Source organism: Pseudoalteromonas sp. 120-MNA-CIBAN-0494, from assembly GCF_040308885.1.
Taxonomy (GTDB): Bacteria; Pseudomonadota; Gammaproteobacteria; order Enterobacterales; family Alteromonadaceae; genus Pseudoalteromonas; species Pseudoalteromonas nigrifaciens.
On sequence record NZ_JBEOOE010000004.1, the window covers coordinates 87,550 to 105,141 of the forward strand.

The 17,592-nt window shown below is 41.0% G+C and carries 15 protein-coding genes; all 15 read right to left on the reverse strand.

The features are described 5' to 3' along the window. Nucleotides 1-96: 96 nt before the first annotated feature. Nucleotides 97-1,503 carry a flagellin gene (locus AAEY55_RS04830; RefSeq protein ID WP_193038489.1) on the reverse strand — a complete coding sequence of 469 codons (1,407 nt, stop codon included), beginning with the start codon at nucleotides 1,501-1,503 and terminating at the stop codon, nucleotides 97-99. A gap of 266 nt (nucleotides 1,504-1,769) precedes the next feature. Next, complete coding sequence (locus AAEY55_RS04835) at nucleotides 1,770-3,188, reverse strand: flagellin (RefSeq protein WP_350550303.1); 1,419 nt, start codon at nucleotides 3,186-3,188, stop codon at nucleotides 1,770-1,772. A gap of 743 nt (nucleotides 3,189-3,931) precedes the next feature. Continuing rightward, nucleotides 3,932-5,191 (reverse strand): flagellar hook-associated protein FlgL, encoded by a 1,260-nt coding sequence (flgL, locus tag AAEY55_RS04840; protein ID WP_350550306.1) that lies wholly within the window; start codon nucleotides 5,189-5,191, stop codon nucleotides 3,932-3,934. 2 nt (nucleotides 5,192-5,193) lie between these two features. Beyond that, nucleotides 5,194-7,206, reverse strand: a complete 2,013-nt coding sequence (locus AAEY55_RS04845) for a FlgK family flagellar hook-associated protein (RefSeq protein ID WP_350550309.1) — start codon at nucleotides 7,204-7,206, stop codon at nucleotides 5,194-5,196. Between the two features lies 1 nt (nucleotide 7,207). Beyond that, nucleotides 7,208-8,203, reverse strand: coding sequence for a flagellar assembly peptidoglycan hydrolase FlgJ (flgJ, locus tag AAEY55_RS04850; RefSeq protein WP_011327471.1), 996 nt, complete (start codon nucleotides 8,201-8,203; stop codon nucleotides 7,208-7,210). Between the two features lie 127 nt (nucleotides 8,204-8,330). Next, on the reverse strand, nucleotides 8,331-9,425 hold the full coding sequence (locus AAEY55_RS04855) for a flagellar basal body P-ring protein FlgI (RefSeq protein ID WP_011327470.1): 1,095 nt from the start codon (nucleotides 9,423-9,425) through the stop codon (nucleotides 8,331-8,333). A gap of 12 nt (nucleotides 9,426-9,437) precedes the next feature. Then, nucleotides 9,438-10,121, reverse strand: a complete 684-nt coding sequence (gene flgH, locus AAEY55_RS04860; RefSeq protein WP_011327469.1) for a flagellar basal body L-ring protein FlgH — start codon at nucleotides 10,119-10,121, stop codon at nucleotides 9,438-9,440. Nucleotides 10,122-10,137: 16 nt separating this feature from the next. Continuing rightward, on the reverse strand, nucleotides 10,138-10,926 hold the full coding sequence (flgG, locus tag AAEY55_RS04865) for a flagellar basal-body rod protein FlgG (protein ID WP_011327468.1): 789 nt from the start codon (nucleotides 10,924-10,926) through the stop codon (nucleotides 10,138-10,140). Nucleotides 10,927-10,947: 21 nt separating this feature from the next. After that, nucleotides 10,948-11,691, reverse strand: a complete 744-nt coding sequence (locus tag AAEY55_RS04870; protein ID WP_011327467.1) for a flagellar basal body rod protein FlgF — start codon at nucleotides 11,689-11,691, stop codon at nucleotides 10,948-10,950. A 333-nt stretch (nucleotides 11,692-12,024) separates the two neighbouring features. Continuing rightward, on the reverse strand, nucleotides 12,025-13,401 hold the full coding sequence (gene flgE, locus AAEY55_RS04875; RefSeq protein WP_350550313.1) for a flagellar hook protein FlgE: 1,377 nt from the start codon (nucleotides 13,399-13,401) through the stop codon (nucleotides 12,025-12,027). A gap of 49 nt (nucleotides 13,402-13,450) precedes the next feature. After that, entirely contained in the window at nucleotides 13,451-14,128 is a 678-nt protein-coding gene (locus tag AAEY55_RS04880) for a flagellar hook assembly protein FlgD (protein ID WP_350550316.1), read from the reverse strand. A gap of 13 nt (nucleotides 14,129-14,141) precedes the next feature. Next, nucleotides 14,142-14,573, reverse strand: coding sequence for a flagellar basal body rod protein FlgC (flgC, locus tag AAEY55_RS04885; protein ID WP_011327464.1), 432 nt, complete (start codon nucleotides 14,571-14,573; stop codon nucleotides 14,142-14,144). Between the two features lie 5 nt (nucleotides 14,574-14,578). Further along, nucleotides 14,579-14,986, reverse strand: a complete 408-nt coding sequence (flgB, locus tag AAEY55_RS04890; RefSeq protein WP_350550319.1) for a flagellar basal body rod protein FlgB — start codon at nucleotides 14,984-14,986, stop codon at nucleotides 14,579-14,581. A gap of 755 nt (nucleotides 14,987-15,741) precedes the next feature. Further along, nucleotides 15,742-16,572 carry a protein-glutamate O-methyltransferase CheR gene (locus AAEY55_RS04895; protein WP_011327461.1) on the reverse strand — a complete coding sequence of 277 codons (831 nt, stop codon included), beginning with the start codon at nucleotides 16,570-16,572 and terminating at the stop codon, nucleotides 15,742-15,744. A 20-nt stretch (nucleotides 16,573-16,592) separates the two neighbouring features. After that, nucleotides 16,593-17,528: a chemotaxis protein CheV gene (locus AAEY55_RS04900; RefSeq protein ID WP_011327460.1), complete on the reverse strand. Its 936-nt coding sequence runs from the start codon at nucleotides 17,526-17,528 to the stop codon at nucleotides 16,593-16,595. Between the last annotated feature and the right edge of the window lie 64 nt (nucleotides 17,529-17,592).

Genomic DNA, 17,592 nt, shown 5'->3' on the forward strand with positions numbered 1-17,592 from the left:
GATGAACAAAGCCATCTCCTTTTTAAAATTACTAACACTGACTTTTGGTATTAGTTAGCTATTAATAAGCTAATGAACTACTAACCTAATTAACTATTAACCTAGTAAGCTAAGCGCTGCTTGTGGTAACTGGTTCGCTTGCGACAAAATTGACGTACCCGCTTGTTGCAATATTTGGTTTTTAGTCATTTGCGCTGTTTCTGTTGCAAAGTCAGTATCTTGAATACGGCTACGTGAAGCTGATACATTTTCTTGAATATTAGATAAGTTACTAATTGTATGATCAAAACGGTTTTGAACCGCACCTAAATCAGCTCGTTGAGAGTCAATCTCAGCAATCGCACTATCAATAATAGAAAGTGCACTTTGCGAACCTGCTTGCGAAGTAATGTCAATCGTACTTACCATTTTATCAGCAGCTGTTCCACTTACCCCCGCATTAGCAGCCGATTTTGTACCACCCTCAACAGTAAAGCTATTTTTTGAAGAGAATTCTAATGCCGAAGTGTAACCTAAATCTGTATCAGCTGTTGTTACAGCTGCATTTGTAGTAACACCCCTAGAGTTTAATTGAACACTGCCTGCAGAACCTATGGAAAAAGATACGCCATCAACTTCTGAAGCATTAAGCTCAAGAGTGGTGCCATTCATAGTCGCGTCATATCCCAAATCTTGTAACTGTGTCGCTAACGTAGTAGTAGTATCAGCATTAAGTGTTATTTCATTATCACCAATTGTCATGGTTCCTGTCGTAGCTGCGGCTAAAACAATATCAACTTTAGCTACTGCGGCAGCCAAAACATCGGAATCAGATGCATTTATCTTATTTGCCGCTTCAGTTGCTGTTGAATCTTCATCAAGAGTTACTTTAACAGCATTACCGCCAGCAGTTTTTAGTGTCAAAGTTTCTGATGTGGTTTTTTTATAACTACCATCAGTAGCGTCATAAGCGCCAAAGGAAGTACCAGCTCCTATAGCAGTAGCAAAAGTTCCACCAATCTTATCTGCTGATACATCTTGGAGTGAAATATTAATGGTTTCGTTAGCATTTGCACCAATCTGGAATGATTTAGTACCAAAACTACCATCTAGCAATTGTTGTCCACCAAAAGATGTGGTTTCTGCAATACGTGTTAACTCTGTTTGCAGTGCTGAAACTTCTTTTTGCAGTGAATCACGATCTTCTTTAGAGTTTGAACCATTCGCAGATTGAAGCGCAAGTTCACGCATACGTTGCAGTATATTAGTTGACTCACTCATTGCGCCTTCAGCAGTTTGTGCCATTGAAATACCGTCGTTAGCATTACGCTGTGCTACTGCTAATCCGTTTACTTGTGAAGTTAAACGGTTTGAAATTTGCATACCTGCTGCATCATCTTTTGCACTGTTAATGCGCATACCTGATGATAGACGTTCCATTGAAGTTGCTAAATTAGAACCTGATTGCGATAGGTTGCGCTGCGCGTTTAGTGAAGATACATTTGTATTTACTGAAATCATAATAAAACTCCTGATTACTTTCGTAATGTTGCTATTTTAATTTAACCAAGAGCTGTCACAAATGTATGCTCAGCTCCGTACTGATTAAGTTAACGGCAGGAGATAAATTATCTTTAGGAGTATTTTAAAAATAAATTAGCTTATTTGTTTAATGAAGTATAACTAGCTGTTTTTAATTTAAATTATTTAAATCTATTTTTTTGATAAAATAAAAAACGCACTTCAAATTGAAGTGCGTTTATATAAACGGTTATTGGTAAGTCAAATAATTAACCACCTAACAAGCTAATGGCAGCTTGTGGTATCTGGTTTGCTTGCGACAAGATTGACGTACCCGCTTGCTGTAAAATCTGGTTTTTAGTCATTTGTGCGGTTTCTGTTGCAAAGTCAGTATCTTGAATTCGACTGCGTGATGCAGATACATTTTCAGATATATTAGCAAGATTACTAATAGTATGACTAAAGCGATTTTGCACCGCACCCAAACCTGCACGCTGGCTATCAATATCTGAGATGGCTGAATCTATTAACGAAAGTGCACGCTGAGAGCCTGCTTGCGTAGAGATATCTATAGTGTCTACCGTTTGTTCTTCAGAAAGTTCACTTACCACACCCGTTATAGTTCCGCCAGAAGTGACATCAAAAGACCTTTCAGATGAAAACTCTATTGCTGAGGTCAGCGTAAAAGAGGAGTTGGGAGCACCTGATGCTGTATTAGTTGTATCACCTCTAGAGTTAACGAGTATAGTGTTAGTATTTGTTGCATTAGAGTCTCTTTGGATTGTTACACCATCGACGCCGCGAACATCTAGCTGTATTAATCCACCAACAATTTGAGCATCGTACCCTTGCTCTGTTAATTTAGCTGTTAATGTTTCATTAGTTTCACCAGTAAGGTCTATATCTTCATTGCCAATAGTCAGAAGCCCGCCAACACTCCCTGCTAAAGTAATATCCACTTTTGCCACAGCTTCAGCTTTAACTAGTGAGTCTACAGCATTAATCTGACTTGCCGTACTTGTAGCTGTAGATTCTGCATCTATAGAAACACTTGTAGATTCACCACCTGAATTTAAGGTAAAAGTTTGCGCCACTGTACCACTAGTGGCAAAAGCAGTGCTAGAAGCAGCTGCAAGCCCAAAAGCAGTTCCGTTTGTAGAACCTTGGGCAAAAGTCCCGCCTATATCGTCAGCTGCTACACTGCTTAGCGTTATATTAATTAGTTCATTTGCATTAGCACCGACTTGAAATGACTTAGTGCCGTAACTTCCATTTAATAACTTTTGCCCACCAAATGAAGTTGTATCAGCGATACGTGTTAATTCTGTTTGCAATGCACTTACTTCTTTTTGTAATGAATCTCTATCTTCTTTTGAGTTTGAACCATTCGCTGATTGAAGTGCTAGTTCGCGCATGCGCTGTAGAATGTTAGTTGATTCATTCATTGCACCTTCAGCTGTTTGCGCCATTGAAATACCATCATTAGCATTTCGTTGAGCAACGGCTAGGCCATTTATTTGCGATGTTAATCTGTTTGAAATTTGTAGACCTGCTGCATCATCTTTTGCGCTATTAATACGCATACCAGAAGACAGTCGCTCCATTGAAGTGGCTAAGCCCTGACCTGATTTAGATAAGTTACGTTGTGCGTTTAGTGACGACACATTAGTATTTACTGTTAATGCCATTTTACCATCTCCGAGTGTTAAACAGGATGTGGTTCAAAATGCTTTTGCAGGAACCACTATTAGATGTAGTTAATAAGGCAGGTTTTGTGCCAACTCACCCAACAAACTCAACGCATTGTTTTTAATGAAAAATATAAATATTAAACTGAGTTTTAGAGTGAAAGTGAGCTTTATAATGAAAGGTTAATAAATAGTGACAGTTTTTTGCCGCTTGGTTTAGTGGGGATATTCGGGGGGCGATTACCGAGGTATAACATGTTTTTACTTTAGTGTATTTGGCTCTCTAAAGCGTAGCGCCCTCATAACCTCTTTGTAAATAAAGCATTTAAATATTATTTTGCACAAAGAGAAAACAATGAGAGTAAATGAGGAGTAAATTGAAAAACTCGGAAACACATAATTGAGTGCTTTTTTCTTCACTAAAGCGTAGCGCCCTCATAACCTTTTTGTGAATAAATTTACTAAACCCATTTGCACAAAGAACAGTAAATTTCAGATAGTCGAAAACCAAAAAGCGCGGTATAAAACCGCGCCTCCATCAACAAAAACGCCTAGCTTGGCTAGTTTTTGCCTAAAACCTGATACCTAACACCTAACACCTAAAACCTGCTCTTTCACACCGTGCTTGGTTAATTTTTGCCTAAAACCTGATACCTGACACCTAAAACATGCTCTTTCACACCATGCTTGGTTAATTTTTGCCTAAAACCTGATACCTGGCACCTCAAACCTGCTCTTAACCTTTAAATATAATCAAATAACGAGAGTTTGGCCAAACGGCCAAATGTGGCCTGCGATGCTTGTAGTGCGGTTTCTTGCTGAGTGAGTTCGCTAATTGCAGCGGCCATATCTACTTCAAGCAGGCTTGAACGATTACTTTGGTTTTGAATGTCTAGCGCAGAGTTAGAGTCGGTTACTCTTTCTAGTACATTCATACGCCCGCCTAAACTGGCTTGGGTAAACACAACTTGCTCGCTAGCATTTTGTAACTGCGTTACGCCATCGTTAAGTACTTGCTGAAAATCATCCCCCGCAAGCGTGCCATTATTTAAACCTGTAATTAAACCCTGCAGTGTATTAAGTACGTTTTCTTTATGAGGTGGCTCGAGACTAAAGTCGAGCTGCCCAGGTGCAGCGCCGCTTAGCTGAATTTTCATGCCCGCAAATTCAATTGGCTCGCCTGCTTGTACCGCCCCGGTAACAGGCGGGTTTAATGGGTTACCTGCGCGCTGAATTTCATATTGCTGCGGATCGCCTGGGTTAGCACCAGCAGTAACCACTACATTAAAAGTATTTGCTGTGGCTGACACTAAAGGGTCTGGATCAGGGTTATATTGCTCTTTATGAAACTGATCGAAAACACCTTGTTTATCTACATAAACAGAACCCGTAAGCGTACTTGATGCATCGCCTGTGTTAGATGCTACATCGAGGCGTGCATTGGTTTTTTCAAAGGTGTCGTAGCCGTTGTCGCTAGATTTAATCGACACACCTTCGGCAATAGTAATTTTATGCTGGCCTTGATCGCCTTGGTAATTGTACTTGCCGCTAGCGGCATCAAACTGATACGGTTGCGTGCTGTCTTGGTAGCCCGAAAATATGTATTTACCGTCTTCTGAACGGGTGTTCATTAAATTAGCTAACGTTTTTTGTATTTCGGTTAGCTCCGACGCTAACGACTTTAAGTCGTCTTTACTGTATGCGCCATTACCTGCTTTTAAGGCAATATCTTTAGCTGCTTGAATACTTTCGTTAATACCTTGCAGTACGCTTTCTTCGGTTTTGAGTCGGCCATTGAGTTGGTTAATATTTTTTGTATATTGCTCATTACTTTGTATTTTATTGGTATACAGCATAGCTTGCGATATGTCGGCAGGCGCTTCTGAGGTAGATAAATACTTTTGCCTAGTATTTACTCGCTCTTGTGCGTTTGCTACGCCATTTTGATTTTGTAGTATTTTATTAATGCTGTTTTGATACATTAAGTTATTTGATAAACGCATAATTACCTCGTGGCACTAAGTAAAGTGTCAAAAATAGAACGTGCAGCAGAAAGCACCTGAGCTGAAGCCGCGTAAGATTGCTGAAAGCGCAGCAAATTAGCTGCTTCTTCGTCAAGGTTTACCCCAGATAACGACTCGTACCATGCCTCTGACTGCTGTGCGAGTGCGTCGAATGCTGCGCCGTTTGTTTTAGCTTGGCCTGTTACCACGCCAATGTCGGTTACTAATCCGGCATACGCTTGGTTAAACGTTTTATGGTTATCGGCATCTGAGCTTGAAACAACATTTTGGCGCACCAAGTCACCGTTTTGTAACTCGGCTAACTTTAAGCCATTGCGGTTATCGTCAAAGCCGCCTTTGTTAAACTCTAACGTAAAGCTATCGCCTGTGGCTGGCGAGCCTTCAATATCAAAGTCAAAACCATAACCGTCATAAGGAGCACCAAGGCCAGCTAAAACATTTTTGCCTGGTGGTGCAATAGTAATTGGCACATTAGCGCCGTTTCCATCGCTAATTAAGTAATCATTTGTACCCGCTGCTTTAACAATGGTTATATCTCCATTAGCGAGTGCAGGAGGAGTGGTAGTTGTAAAGCCACCAGCGGTAACACTACTCACACTGCCAGCAGAAATAGCGCCGCTACCGGTGTTATTTATGTCATCGGCGGTGCGTATTGGCGATGCTAACGCTAGGTCTTCACCGCGCCCAGTGGCGAGGGTAATATTTGCTGCGGCTTCTGAATTGAGCTTAATTTGAAATTTATCGCCTTCATTACCTGCACCAGCCATAGTTAACTGCAAACCAAATAAATCAACACCTGGGTTATTTGCCGAGTTAATTTCACCGCCAACAAATGTTGCTGTTGTAGCGGCGCCTAATGGCTCGCCTTTATTATCTACTGGCTGAATACTCACTTCGTTTGGGTTTGCGGTATAAGTCACAATAAAATCACTGGCTGGTAAATTACTGCCTTTACCGGGTTCTACTGTTGCACTAACACCCGCACCGCCGGTGTTAGCTTGATAGGCAAACCCTTTTGCCGTAGGTATATTGAATATATCGCCGCCCAATTTACCGTTAGCATCCATTCCCAAGTGATTTTGCTGATTAAATGCATCTGCTAACGCTAAGCCCATTTGGCCTATTTGATTTTGCGCAGGTACTAAAATATCGTCTCTGAAGGCAAGTAAACCACCTATTTTGCCTTTTAATTTACTAGCATCAACTTCAAGCGGCACAGCTTTGCCGCCATTTACATCTAAGCGCAGTTCTTTAAAATTTGGATCGGGGTCGCCGCGCATCGAAAATAAGTTAAACGAGCCATTTTGCATTACAACCGCTTCACCGCTGCCCATAAAAACAAGTTTTTCACCATTGGGGCCGTCAAGCGTTTCAATGTCGATTAACTCTGATAAATCGCGAATCGCTTTATCGCGCTCGTTATATGTGCCGCTTGCAGCAGATGCGTTGTTAGTACCATTAACACCTGCTATTTGTTGGTTTAACGATCCTATTTTTTGAATTAAGGTGTTGGCTTCATCGGAGAATATTTCGAGCTGCTCATTTACAACATTTTTTTGATCCAGCACTATTCCCGACAATCTATCCATTTGGCTTATTAAGCTGTCGGCGTTAGTCATTACTAACGAACGTGCAACCGTTGACGATGGCTGATTAAGCGCTTCTTGCACGTTATTAAATAGCGAATTAATACCGGTCGATAAGCTATTCGCTTTTTGCGAAAATAACGTATCGACCCGGTTTGCTTCACTTACAAACTGATCAAAAAACGTTTTATTTGAGGTGTCTCGGTTTAATTGTTTTTGTGCAAATTCATTAAGTAACCTGTAGGTATTACCTTTGCCAACTTGATTGTCGATCATGGTGCCATGCTCTGTACGCTCGCGCACATAGCCGTCGGTATTTACATTGTTAATATTTTTACTGGTTGTTTGCAACAGATCAGTGTTTGCTCTTATTCCTGAATTAGCAATGTTTAATAAATTAAACGACATGTTACTTTACTCCTTGGCGGATCACGTTTGTTGCAATATTTTTTAGCTCGCTACTGTTAAGTACGCGCTTTATTTTATCCGCATAATTTGGGTCTGTTGCATAACCGGCTTGTTGTAATGAGTCTAAAAACGCTGCCGGTTTGCCGGTATTTTGTAATGCTTGTTGATAGCGTGGGTTTTGAGTTAAAAAATCAACAAAGTCGTTTACGCTGTCTTTTATTGAGTCGTAAGCTCTAAAACTGGCTTGTTTTTTAACTGCAGCACCTTGTTCAAACTCTAAGGTTACTTTGTTGGCTTTTTCGCCCTGCCAGCTTTTATCTGACTTAATATTAAATAAGTTATTTGAGCTGTTACCGTCGCTTTTATTAATAATATGCTTACCCCAACCGGTTTCAAGTGCTGCTTGAGCCACCATAACGGCTGGGTTTAAACCAATTTTTTTAGCCGCTGTTTTAGCATGCTCCCATACCGAACTTACAAACTCTTCGGCCGTTTCAAAGTTTGGCTTAGCTACTTCTGGCTTTTCGGTATTCATAGTGCTTTTATCTACAGGCTCGGTTACGGCTTTTTTACGCTGTTGCTGTGGCAACTCTATGCCAGCACGCTGATCGCTTAAAAGATCGTTACTGGTTCTGAGTACTGAAGCTGGGGTGTAATTTTTTGCCGTAGGAGAGAGTTGCTGCACTATTAAGTCGGCAAGCCCTAATGAACCATTAGACGAGAGCTCTGATGAGAGTTGCTGATCGTGCATTTCTTCAAAAAACTTTACGCTACTTGAATTTAATGGGCTTTCTTTGTCTTCGAAGGCTTCGCTGGCTTTGCGCATACTTTTAAGCAACATTTGCGTAAATATGGCTTCAAATTGTGCCGCTGCTTTTTTGAGAGCTGCTTTTGAGGCATCACTAGACGCGTCGCCACTGTTTAGGGCGTCTTTACGCAAAGCGTTTAAGTTACCTAAATCAAAAAAGTTTTGCTTATCGAGGTGATTTGTTTCCATCAGCTTTTTGACACAATAATGAATAATGTATAAAGCAATGCAAAAATTGAGCCAGATGAAAGGGTGTTAAGCAAGATGCCATCGGTTACCAGCTTTTAAAACTGACCACCGATAGCATTACGTTGTTTTAAATTACAACTAGCTGGCCGTTTATTGCGCCAGCTTCTTTTAGGGCTTCTAGTATTGCCATTAAATCGCCAGGTGCGGCGCCTACTTCGTTTATAGCGCGTACTAGGTCATCTAGGCTCACTCCGGGGTTAAATACAAATGCCCGTGAGTCGTCTTGTTTTATATCTATAATACTTTGCTGGGTAACAACGGTATCGCCATCGCTAAAAGCATTAGGCTGCGACACGTTTAGCTGCTCTGCAATCGTTACTGTTAAGCCACCGTGAGTAATAGCCGCAGGTTGCAGCTTTACATTTTTACCAATAACAATAGTACCGGTACGCGAGTTAACAATAATTTTTGCCGCTGTATCTGCTGGGGTAAACTCTAGGTTTTCGAGCGTTGATAAATAAGACACGCGCTGCGAGGCGTCTCTTGGGGCAATCACTCTAATAGACGCTGCATCGAGTGCTTGGGCGCTATTTGGGCCTACTAAATCGTTTATGGTTTTTTCTAATCGCTTGGCGGTAGTAAAGTCTGGGCGATTTAAGTTAAAAGTAATATAGTCGTTTTGCATAAATGGGCTTTTAACTGCGCGTTCAACGGTTGCGCCATTTGGAATACGCCCCACTGTTGGCGTGTTTATAACGACTTTACTGCCATCAAGCCCTTCTGCGCCTAAACCACCTACAATTAAACTACCTTGACCAATAGCGTATACGTTGCCGTCGACCCCTTTTAAAAAGGTTTGTAGTAAAGTACCACCGCGTAAACTACCTGCACTACCAATAGATGATACGGTAATATCTATAGTTTGCCCGGGCTTTCTAAAAGGCGGTAGCTCTGCATGCACTGCAACCGCAGCCACGTTTTTAATTTTTGGTTTTAAGCTTGCCGGTAGCGTAATGCCAAAGCTGTTTAACATGCCTTTAAAGCTTTGCTCGGTAAATCGGCTTTGCTCGCCCGTACCAGGTAAGCCAACAACTAGGCCATAGCCTACTAATTGGTTTGAGCGTACGCCCTCAACCATAGACACATCTTTAATGCGCTCGGCCATGGCAGGAAGTTGCCAGCCAAGTAACACCATTAAACAAAAAACTTTAAATACATTCATAATGAATGTCCTCTAAAAAGGAAAAAGTGAGCTACTAAAAAAGCGTGTTAGCCAACCGGCACTTTGCGCTTCTTGAGTTTGCCCTTTGCCCGAATATTGAATTCGTGCATTAGCAATTCTATTTGACTGTACGGTATTGTCTGCAGTTACATCTTCTGGCCTTACTAATCCCTCTAAACGAATAAATTCTTCGCCCGAGTTTAACGTTAGCCATTTTTCGCCGCGAATAACTAAATTACCATTAGGTAAAACACGCATTACGTTTACCGATATATCACCGGCTAAACTATTTGACTGATTTGATTTTGAGTCGCCTTTAAATGACGCGTCGCTGCCAATACCAAATTGAATGCTGTCGCCGCCAATATTTACCGGTAATCCGCCTAAACCAATAACGGGGTCAAGTTTTGCGTCTGACTGTTTATCAGTTTCTGTTTTTGCCGCTTTAGAGGCTTGCGTAGATTCTTGCAATTTAACCGTAATTATATCGCCGGTACGCAGTGCTTTTTTATCGGCGTATAAGTCGTTCGATAAATACGTATTAAACAGTGAGCCATTAGCAACTGCCGGTTCAACATTGGGTTCTGGGTACATGGGTGCGTAGTAAGGGTCGTCTTGTACTACGTCACTATTTTGTGTAGACACACAGCCACTTAACAATAAAGTACCCGCTGCAAATAATATAATATTGCGCATAATAACCTCTAAAATATTATAATTGCTGATTGATGTAGCTCATCATTTCATCAACTGCCGAAATTACTTTTGAGTTCATTTCGTAAACACGCTGGGTTTCTATTAGGTTTACCAACTCTTCGGTTACGTTTACGTTTGACGTTTCTAGTGAGCCTTGAATAATAGTGCCTAGCCCATCAACCCCTGGGTTACCCTGCACCGGCGCACCACTTACTGCAGTTTCGGTGTAAAGGTTTTGCCCTATAGGCTCAAGGCCCGACGGATTAATAAAGTCACTAATGGTAATTTGTCCAATAACCACGTTGTCGGCCTGCCCTGCAACACGTACAGACACTTCACCGTCTTGCGATACAGTGATTGATTGCGCGTCGTCGGGTACGTTCATTTCAGGCTGAACTACATAACCGGCACCCGAGGTTACAACTCGCCCGTCGCCATCGGTGGTAAATTGTCCGTTGCGCGAATAAGCAATATTGCCATCTGGCTGCAGTACTTCAAAAAAGCCTGAACCAGAAATCATCCAATCCAGTGAATTTTCAGTGGTTAGCATATTACCTTGCGAAAAGTTTTTTTGGTTAGCTACCACTTTGGCACCAGCACCTAGCATTAAACCTGATGGCATTTCGGTATCTTGCGATGAGCGACCGCCTGGCTGATTAATGTTTTGGTATAGTAAATCTTCAAAAACGGCGCGGCTTTTTTTATAACCAACTGTACTGGCGTTGGCTAAGTTATTTGAAATAACCGAAATGTCGGTTTGTTGGGCGTCAAGCCCTGTTTTACTGATCCACAATGCTGGATTCATAATCGTGTCCTCATTTTAAAGTTAAACTATGCGCAACAGCTGATCTTGCGATTGATCTATTTCTTCTGCTGTTTTCATTAGCTTTACTTGTAATTCAAATTGGCGTTGATGGCTGATCATATCGACCATTTCGTGTACCGGATTAACGTTCGACATTTCTAATGCGCCGCTTATCACTTGTACGTTAGCTGAGGTTTCAACCGTTTGATTTGGTTTTGGTCTAAATAAACCATCGTTACCTTTTTCAAGTGTTGAGTTATTTGCCTCAACCACTTTTAAACGATCAACCTCTTCTAAAAAGTTAGCCGGCGCGCCTTGTGGGCGTACTTGTATGGCACCGTCTTTACTAAATTCTATTTTTTCAATCGGGACTGGCAAAATAATAGGGCCGCCTTCGCCAATTACTTGACGACCACCGCTGGTGACTAACATGCCTTCGGCGGTAATATTAAGCGTACCTACTTTTGTATAAGCTTCGTTGCCGGAGGCGTCTTGTACACTTAGCCAGGCATTATCGCTCATGGCAATGTCGAGCTCGCGACCGGTTTGCTGTATGCCACCCGATGTCATGTTTGAACCTGGGCGCTCTTCCATAGAAAACACCCGCGATGGCAAACCTTCACCAAACGCTTGCATAGATCGAGCTTGGGCAAAGTCGGCTTTAAAACCTGTGGTATTTGCGTTCGCCAAATTATTGGCTTTAAGGGCAAGCCCCATTAAGCTTTGCTTAGCGCCAGACGCGGCAATGTAGACCATTTTATCCATAACATCGACTCACTTAAAAATCTATGTAAGAACAAATGCAATATATGCGCCATTGTTAAATACAGCAGTAAAACTGCACCACCAAGCAATGTGCTATACCGCCGGTAGCTGCAGAAATTATAGGGATGAGGTTCTAGGGGCTAGGTTCTAGGTTGATACCTGACGCCTCAAATCTGCTCTTTAAATTTCTACCTAAAACCTGATACCTGATGCCTCAAACCTGCTCTTTAAATTTCTGCCTAAAACCTGATACCTGACGCCTCAAACCTGATCTTATAAACAAAAAAGGCTGCAATTAAGCAGCCTTGAATATTCAAATTAATAAATTGTGCTTTATCTAATTTGTAGAATACTTTGCTGAATCGTTGAGTTAACTTCCAGCGCTCGCGAGTTTGCTTGGAAATTACGCTGTGCGCTAATTAAATCAACTAGTTCGTTAGTTAAGTTTACGTTTGACTGCTCAAGCGCTGATGAGTTGATATTACCTAAGGTGCCAGAGCCTGGTTCACCGGCAATAGGCTCGCCTGACGCTATACTCGCTTTCCAACCTGTACTGCCCACTTGTTGTAAACCTTGTGAGTTTGAAAAACGCACCATAGCCACTTGGCCTAAAAATGTTGAGTCGCCATTACTGTACGAAGCTACAACTTTACCGTCGGCGCCAATATCAATACCCGCTAAGCGGCCAACCGTTGCACCGTCTTGCTCAAGTGCTTTTACTTCAAAGCGACTTGCGTATTGAGTAGGTATTTTATTAGCTGTACCGGTTTCATCACGCCAGTTAATTTCAACAGGCGCTGGGAAGGTAGCGCCATTGGTTAATAAATCAGAAAGCCCCGCATTACCACCGCCACCAGCTGCAATAGACAATGGATTAAAAGTATTACTTACGTTTGGTGTTTCTATACCATTAATAGTTGTACTTTGCGGTAAACCACTTGAGTCAAACTTAAAAGTAGTCATAGGAGTGTACGGAGCTACTGTTTGCTCAACCCCATTGGCACCAAAGGATTTACCATCAAGTGTTGAATGTACGCTCCATTGATTTTCATTACCGGGTACTGCAGGGTCGCTTTTTACAAAAAACAGCTGCAATACATGTGGCTCACCGAGTGAGTCATATACGGTTGTTGAGGTTGATGAATTATACGTCGCACTTTCTGAAGGGTTAAACGCAATTGTAGGTGCAATTGATCGTGAATCTAAATTAAACGAGCTATACACACTCGAAGTAGCACGCGGCGATCCTGACGAGTCAGGTATTTGTAAAGCCGATGAAGTACTTAAACTCACTGATGTAGTATCGCCTGTTGAAGGGTCAACCGGAAAGCCTTGTAAAAAGCTGCCATTTGCATCTACCACAAAGTTGTCTTTGTTTAACTTAAATGCGCCGGCACGTGTGTAAGTAAAATCTTGCGCGCCTAGGTCTTGGCTGGTTGCAAAGTAACCTTCACCGGTAATCGCTAAATCTAACGAGTTATTGGTAAACTGTAATGATCCTTGATGAAATTGTTGTGCAACCATAGTCGTTTGCACGCCGTCACCATTTTTTGTTTTACCCGAACTAAATACCGACGATGCATACACGTCAGCAAATTCTGCGCGCGACTCTTTAAAACCCGTAGTATTTACGTTGGCTATATTATTTGCCGTAACGTTTAAATCTTTTTGTGCGGCAGCAAGGCCGGATAATGCAATATTGAAGCTCATAATTGACCTCTAAACTATTTAATTTTTAGCCCGCTGGCTAATGAATCTTTTACGCGATTTCTGCAACATCAGTCAGCCTAACCGCACCTTCTTTAGTGTTAATAATGATGCCATTTGCACCATTAATATTCACACTCTCAATATTTTTAAAGGTAGCAATTGGCAGGCTCGAAAACTCACCATTAGTACTCCCCTCGGCTTTAATTTTATATTCACCAGGGGGTAGGCGCTCACCTGCTTCATTTTTACCATCCCATGCAAAACGCACTGCACCTGCTGGTTGCGAGCCTAAATCTATAGTTTTAACTAACTGCCCAGACTCGTCTTCAATTCTAAGCTTTAAGCTTTCAACTGGCTTTTCGGCAACAACTGAGCCTCGTGCATCACCTGCTTCATTTAAATCTAACGTGTCAGACTCTAAAAGCGCCTGCTTACCTACTAATGTAGATGCTTGCAGTGCTGAATTTGATGTCATTGATGCAGCTAAAGCTTCAAAGTTAGAGTTTAAATTTGAAATTCCCTCAGCCATAGTAAAGCTAGTCATTTGCGCAATCATCTGATCGTTATCAGCCGGTTTACTCGGATCTTGAAACGACAGTTGCTGCGTTAGTAATGAGAAAAAATCTTCTTGGGTTAACGCATCACTCTTGTCTTTACTGGCTGCTTGTTTTTCTTGCCACCGTAAAGAGTCTAAATAGGATGAAGATGTACTAATATCGTTACTCATAACCTACCCTCTGTTACCGCTGGCCTAGCAGCAGTGTTTTACTTAACATTTGCTTTGCTGCATCGGCAACTTGCACATTTGTTTGATACGAACGAGAGGCAGAAATCATGTTTGCCATCTCCTCAACAACATTAACGTTGGGTTTATAGATATAGCCATTTTCATCCGCACTTGGATGGTTTGGGTTATATTCAATTTGTAATGGTTTGTTGCTCTCAACAATACCTAATACTTTAACGCCAACAGCGGAGCCCTGTGGATTACTTGCTGATGCTGAAGCTTTAGTAAGCTCAGCAGCAAATACAGGTTGTCGCGCTCGGTAAGTTTTATCCTGAGAAGAACTAATAGTATTCGCATTAGAAATATTACTTGCGGTGGTGTTTAAACGCACATTTTGTGCGCTCATACCAGAACCAGCAATATCAAAAACATTATATAAACTCATAATTATTATCCTTGGCTACCGAGTGCTTTTTTCAGACCTTTAAATCTGCCGCTTAAAAATTGCAAGCTGGCCTGATACTCCATAGCATTCTGTGCATACAAGTTTCGTTCCACCTGTATATCAACTGAGTTGCCATCACCTGTATCTGGTTGATTTGCATTACGAAACATTTCTGAACCACCTACTTCTTTACTACCACCGGCAATGTGTTTACTGTTGGTTCTAACCATATTATTGCCGCCTTGTTGGTGTGACTTTGCCGTTTTTAGTGCAGAGGCAAAGTCTATATCTTTTGCTTTATAGCCCGGCGTATCAGCATTAGCGATATTGGTAGCGAGCATTTCGGCTCTTTGCGAACGGATCAACATAGCATGCGGGTGCACACCAAGCGCTTTATCAAAACTGATAGCCATAACCATCTCCAAAAAATTGACTTAACTTGAACAAAGCAAGAAATAAGCCATTTAACTAATTTTTGTTTAAAGTTATTTACTAAGCTGATTAAACATAGCTATTTAAAGTGCAGGTTTTAGGGAGATTTTAAGGCAATAAGTAAATTGATATGAGCCAATACAGTTATTATAAAAAATGCCAGCAGTTAAAAACTCTAAAGCACATTTGCACAATGGATGCGAATGGCAGTAAATGAGCAGTGATTTAAACAGATAATTTATCTATTTTTTCTTCTCTAAAGCGCAGCGCCCTCTTAGCCTCTTTGTGAATAAAGTATTTAAATATTATTTTGCACAAAGAGAAAACAATGAGGGTAAATGAGGAGTAACTTAAACATATAATCTAGTGGTTTTACCTCTCTAAAGTGCAGCATTTCATAGCCTCTTTGTGAATAAAGCATTTAAATATTATTTTGCACAAAGTGAAAACAATGAGGGAAATGAGGAGTAACTTAAACACATAATCTAGTGGTTTTACCTCTCTAAAGTGCAGCACTTTATAGCCTTTTTGTGGATATGTATGTTCGCTTAAACATATTGGCACAATGCGCTTTAAATAAGGGGAGGTGCGAAGCTATAACTTATACACAGTGCTTGGTAATACACAAAGCTTGGCTAATTACTTGCTTATCGCTAAAACGAAAAACGACGCTAAATGCGTCGTTTAAAATAATGCTTAAAATGTGCAAACTGCTCGCACTTCACCACACTTGCAGTTATTTCTTTTGATAAATAATACCAGGGTTACATCTAACCATATCAAAATCATTACTTAAACCGCTCATTGATTCCGACGCACCTAAAAGTAAATAACCTTTAGGGTTAAGTGCTTGAGAAAATTTAGCAATAATTTTTGCTTTTACTTCTGGTGCAAAATAAATCAACACATTGCGGCAAAATATAATATCAAACTTGCCTAAAAGCGCGTATGAGTCGAGTAAATTAAGGTGTCTAAAGTTAACCTGCTTTTTTATTGGGTCGATAACCTGAGCCATACCATTGCCGCTGTCTTTAAAAAACTTTTTGCGGCGTTCGGCCGAGAGCCCTCTTGCTAGTGCTAACGCGTCATACTCGGCGTGTTTACACATATCCAGCATAGTATTTGATATATCGGTAGCCACTATTTGCGCTCCCATGCGTAAAACCCCAGGAGAACTTGTCTGAAACTCAGCAACCGACATAGCAATTGAATATGGTTCTTGACCAGAAGAGCTTGCCGCAGACCATATTTTTAATGGTCTGTTAAGCCCTTTAAACTCTGGAAACAGTTTAGTTTTTAATAACTCAAACGGATATTGATCTCTAAACCATAGGGTTTCATTGGTGGTCATTGCATCAACCACTGCAGCGCGTAATTGGCGCTCATGCAATCCCAAGGTTTTATTTACTAGCTGTGATAAAGACTCAACATTAAATCGCTTCATTAACGGCGCTAAACGGCTTTTAACCAAGTATTGTTTGTTTTCGCCTAATACAATACCGCACTGTTGTTCTAAAAATAAGCGAAATTGATCGTATTCACTTTGCTGTAAATCTTTACTATTCAAATCAATAACACCTATATTTATTAATCACAATGAACCCATTTTCTTACTGCTGTTGCGAGTTCGTCGGGATTAAATTTTGCAATAAAGTCATCTGCACCTACTTTTTCAACCATGGCCTGATTAAACACGCCACTTAACGAGGTATGTAAAATAACATGTAATGGTGCCAATTTAGGATCGGCTTTTATTTCGGCGGTTAATGTATAGCCATCCATTTCAGGCATTTCTACATCCGAAATAAGTAACCCTACACGTTCTGTAATATCGTTTACGCAGTCATGTTCGGCTATTTCTTTTAATCGCTTAAGTGCTTCTTTACCATTTTTGGCAAGCTCAGTTTGAACGCCTAGTGGCTCTAATGCTCGCTTAACTTGGTTTCGTGCTACTGCTGAGTCATCGGCAATAAAAACAATTCGCTCGCCTAAATCTTTTTTAATGTCACCTTGTGTAGCCGCAACATCTGCACTTACTTCGGTATTAACTGGGCAAATTTCGTTTAATATTTTTTCTACATCTAAAATTTCAACTAATTCGTTTTCTATTTCAGTTACAGCAGTTAAGTAAGAATACCGGCCTGCACCTGGCGGTGGCGGCATTATTTTTTCCCAGTTCATATTTACAATACGCTCTACACCGCCAACTAAAAAGCCTTGAACGGTACGATTATATTCAGCAATAATTATAAAACTGTCTTTAATATTTTCAATTGGACGCCCACCCACAGCCATAGAAAGGTCGATAACCGAAATAGTTTGGCCGCGAATATGGGCAACACCACGAATGTAAGCATTTGATTTTGGCATATTGGTAAGAGGAGGACATTGCAGTACTTCTCTCACTTTAAACACATTAATCCCAAAACGCTGACGCCCTCTGAGTTTAAATAGTAGTAGCTCTAAGCGGTTTTGCCCCACCAACTGGGTTCGTTGGTTTACTGAGTCTAAAATACCTGCCATTCAAATCTCCTAAAAAACAAACTATACGGAACGATAATTGCTTTGAATCTATAAAGTCACATAA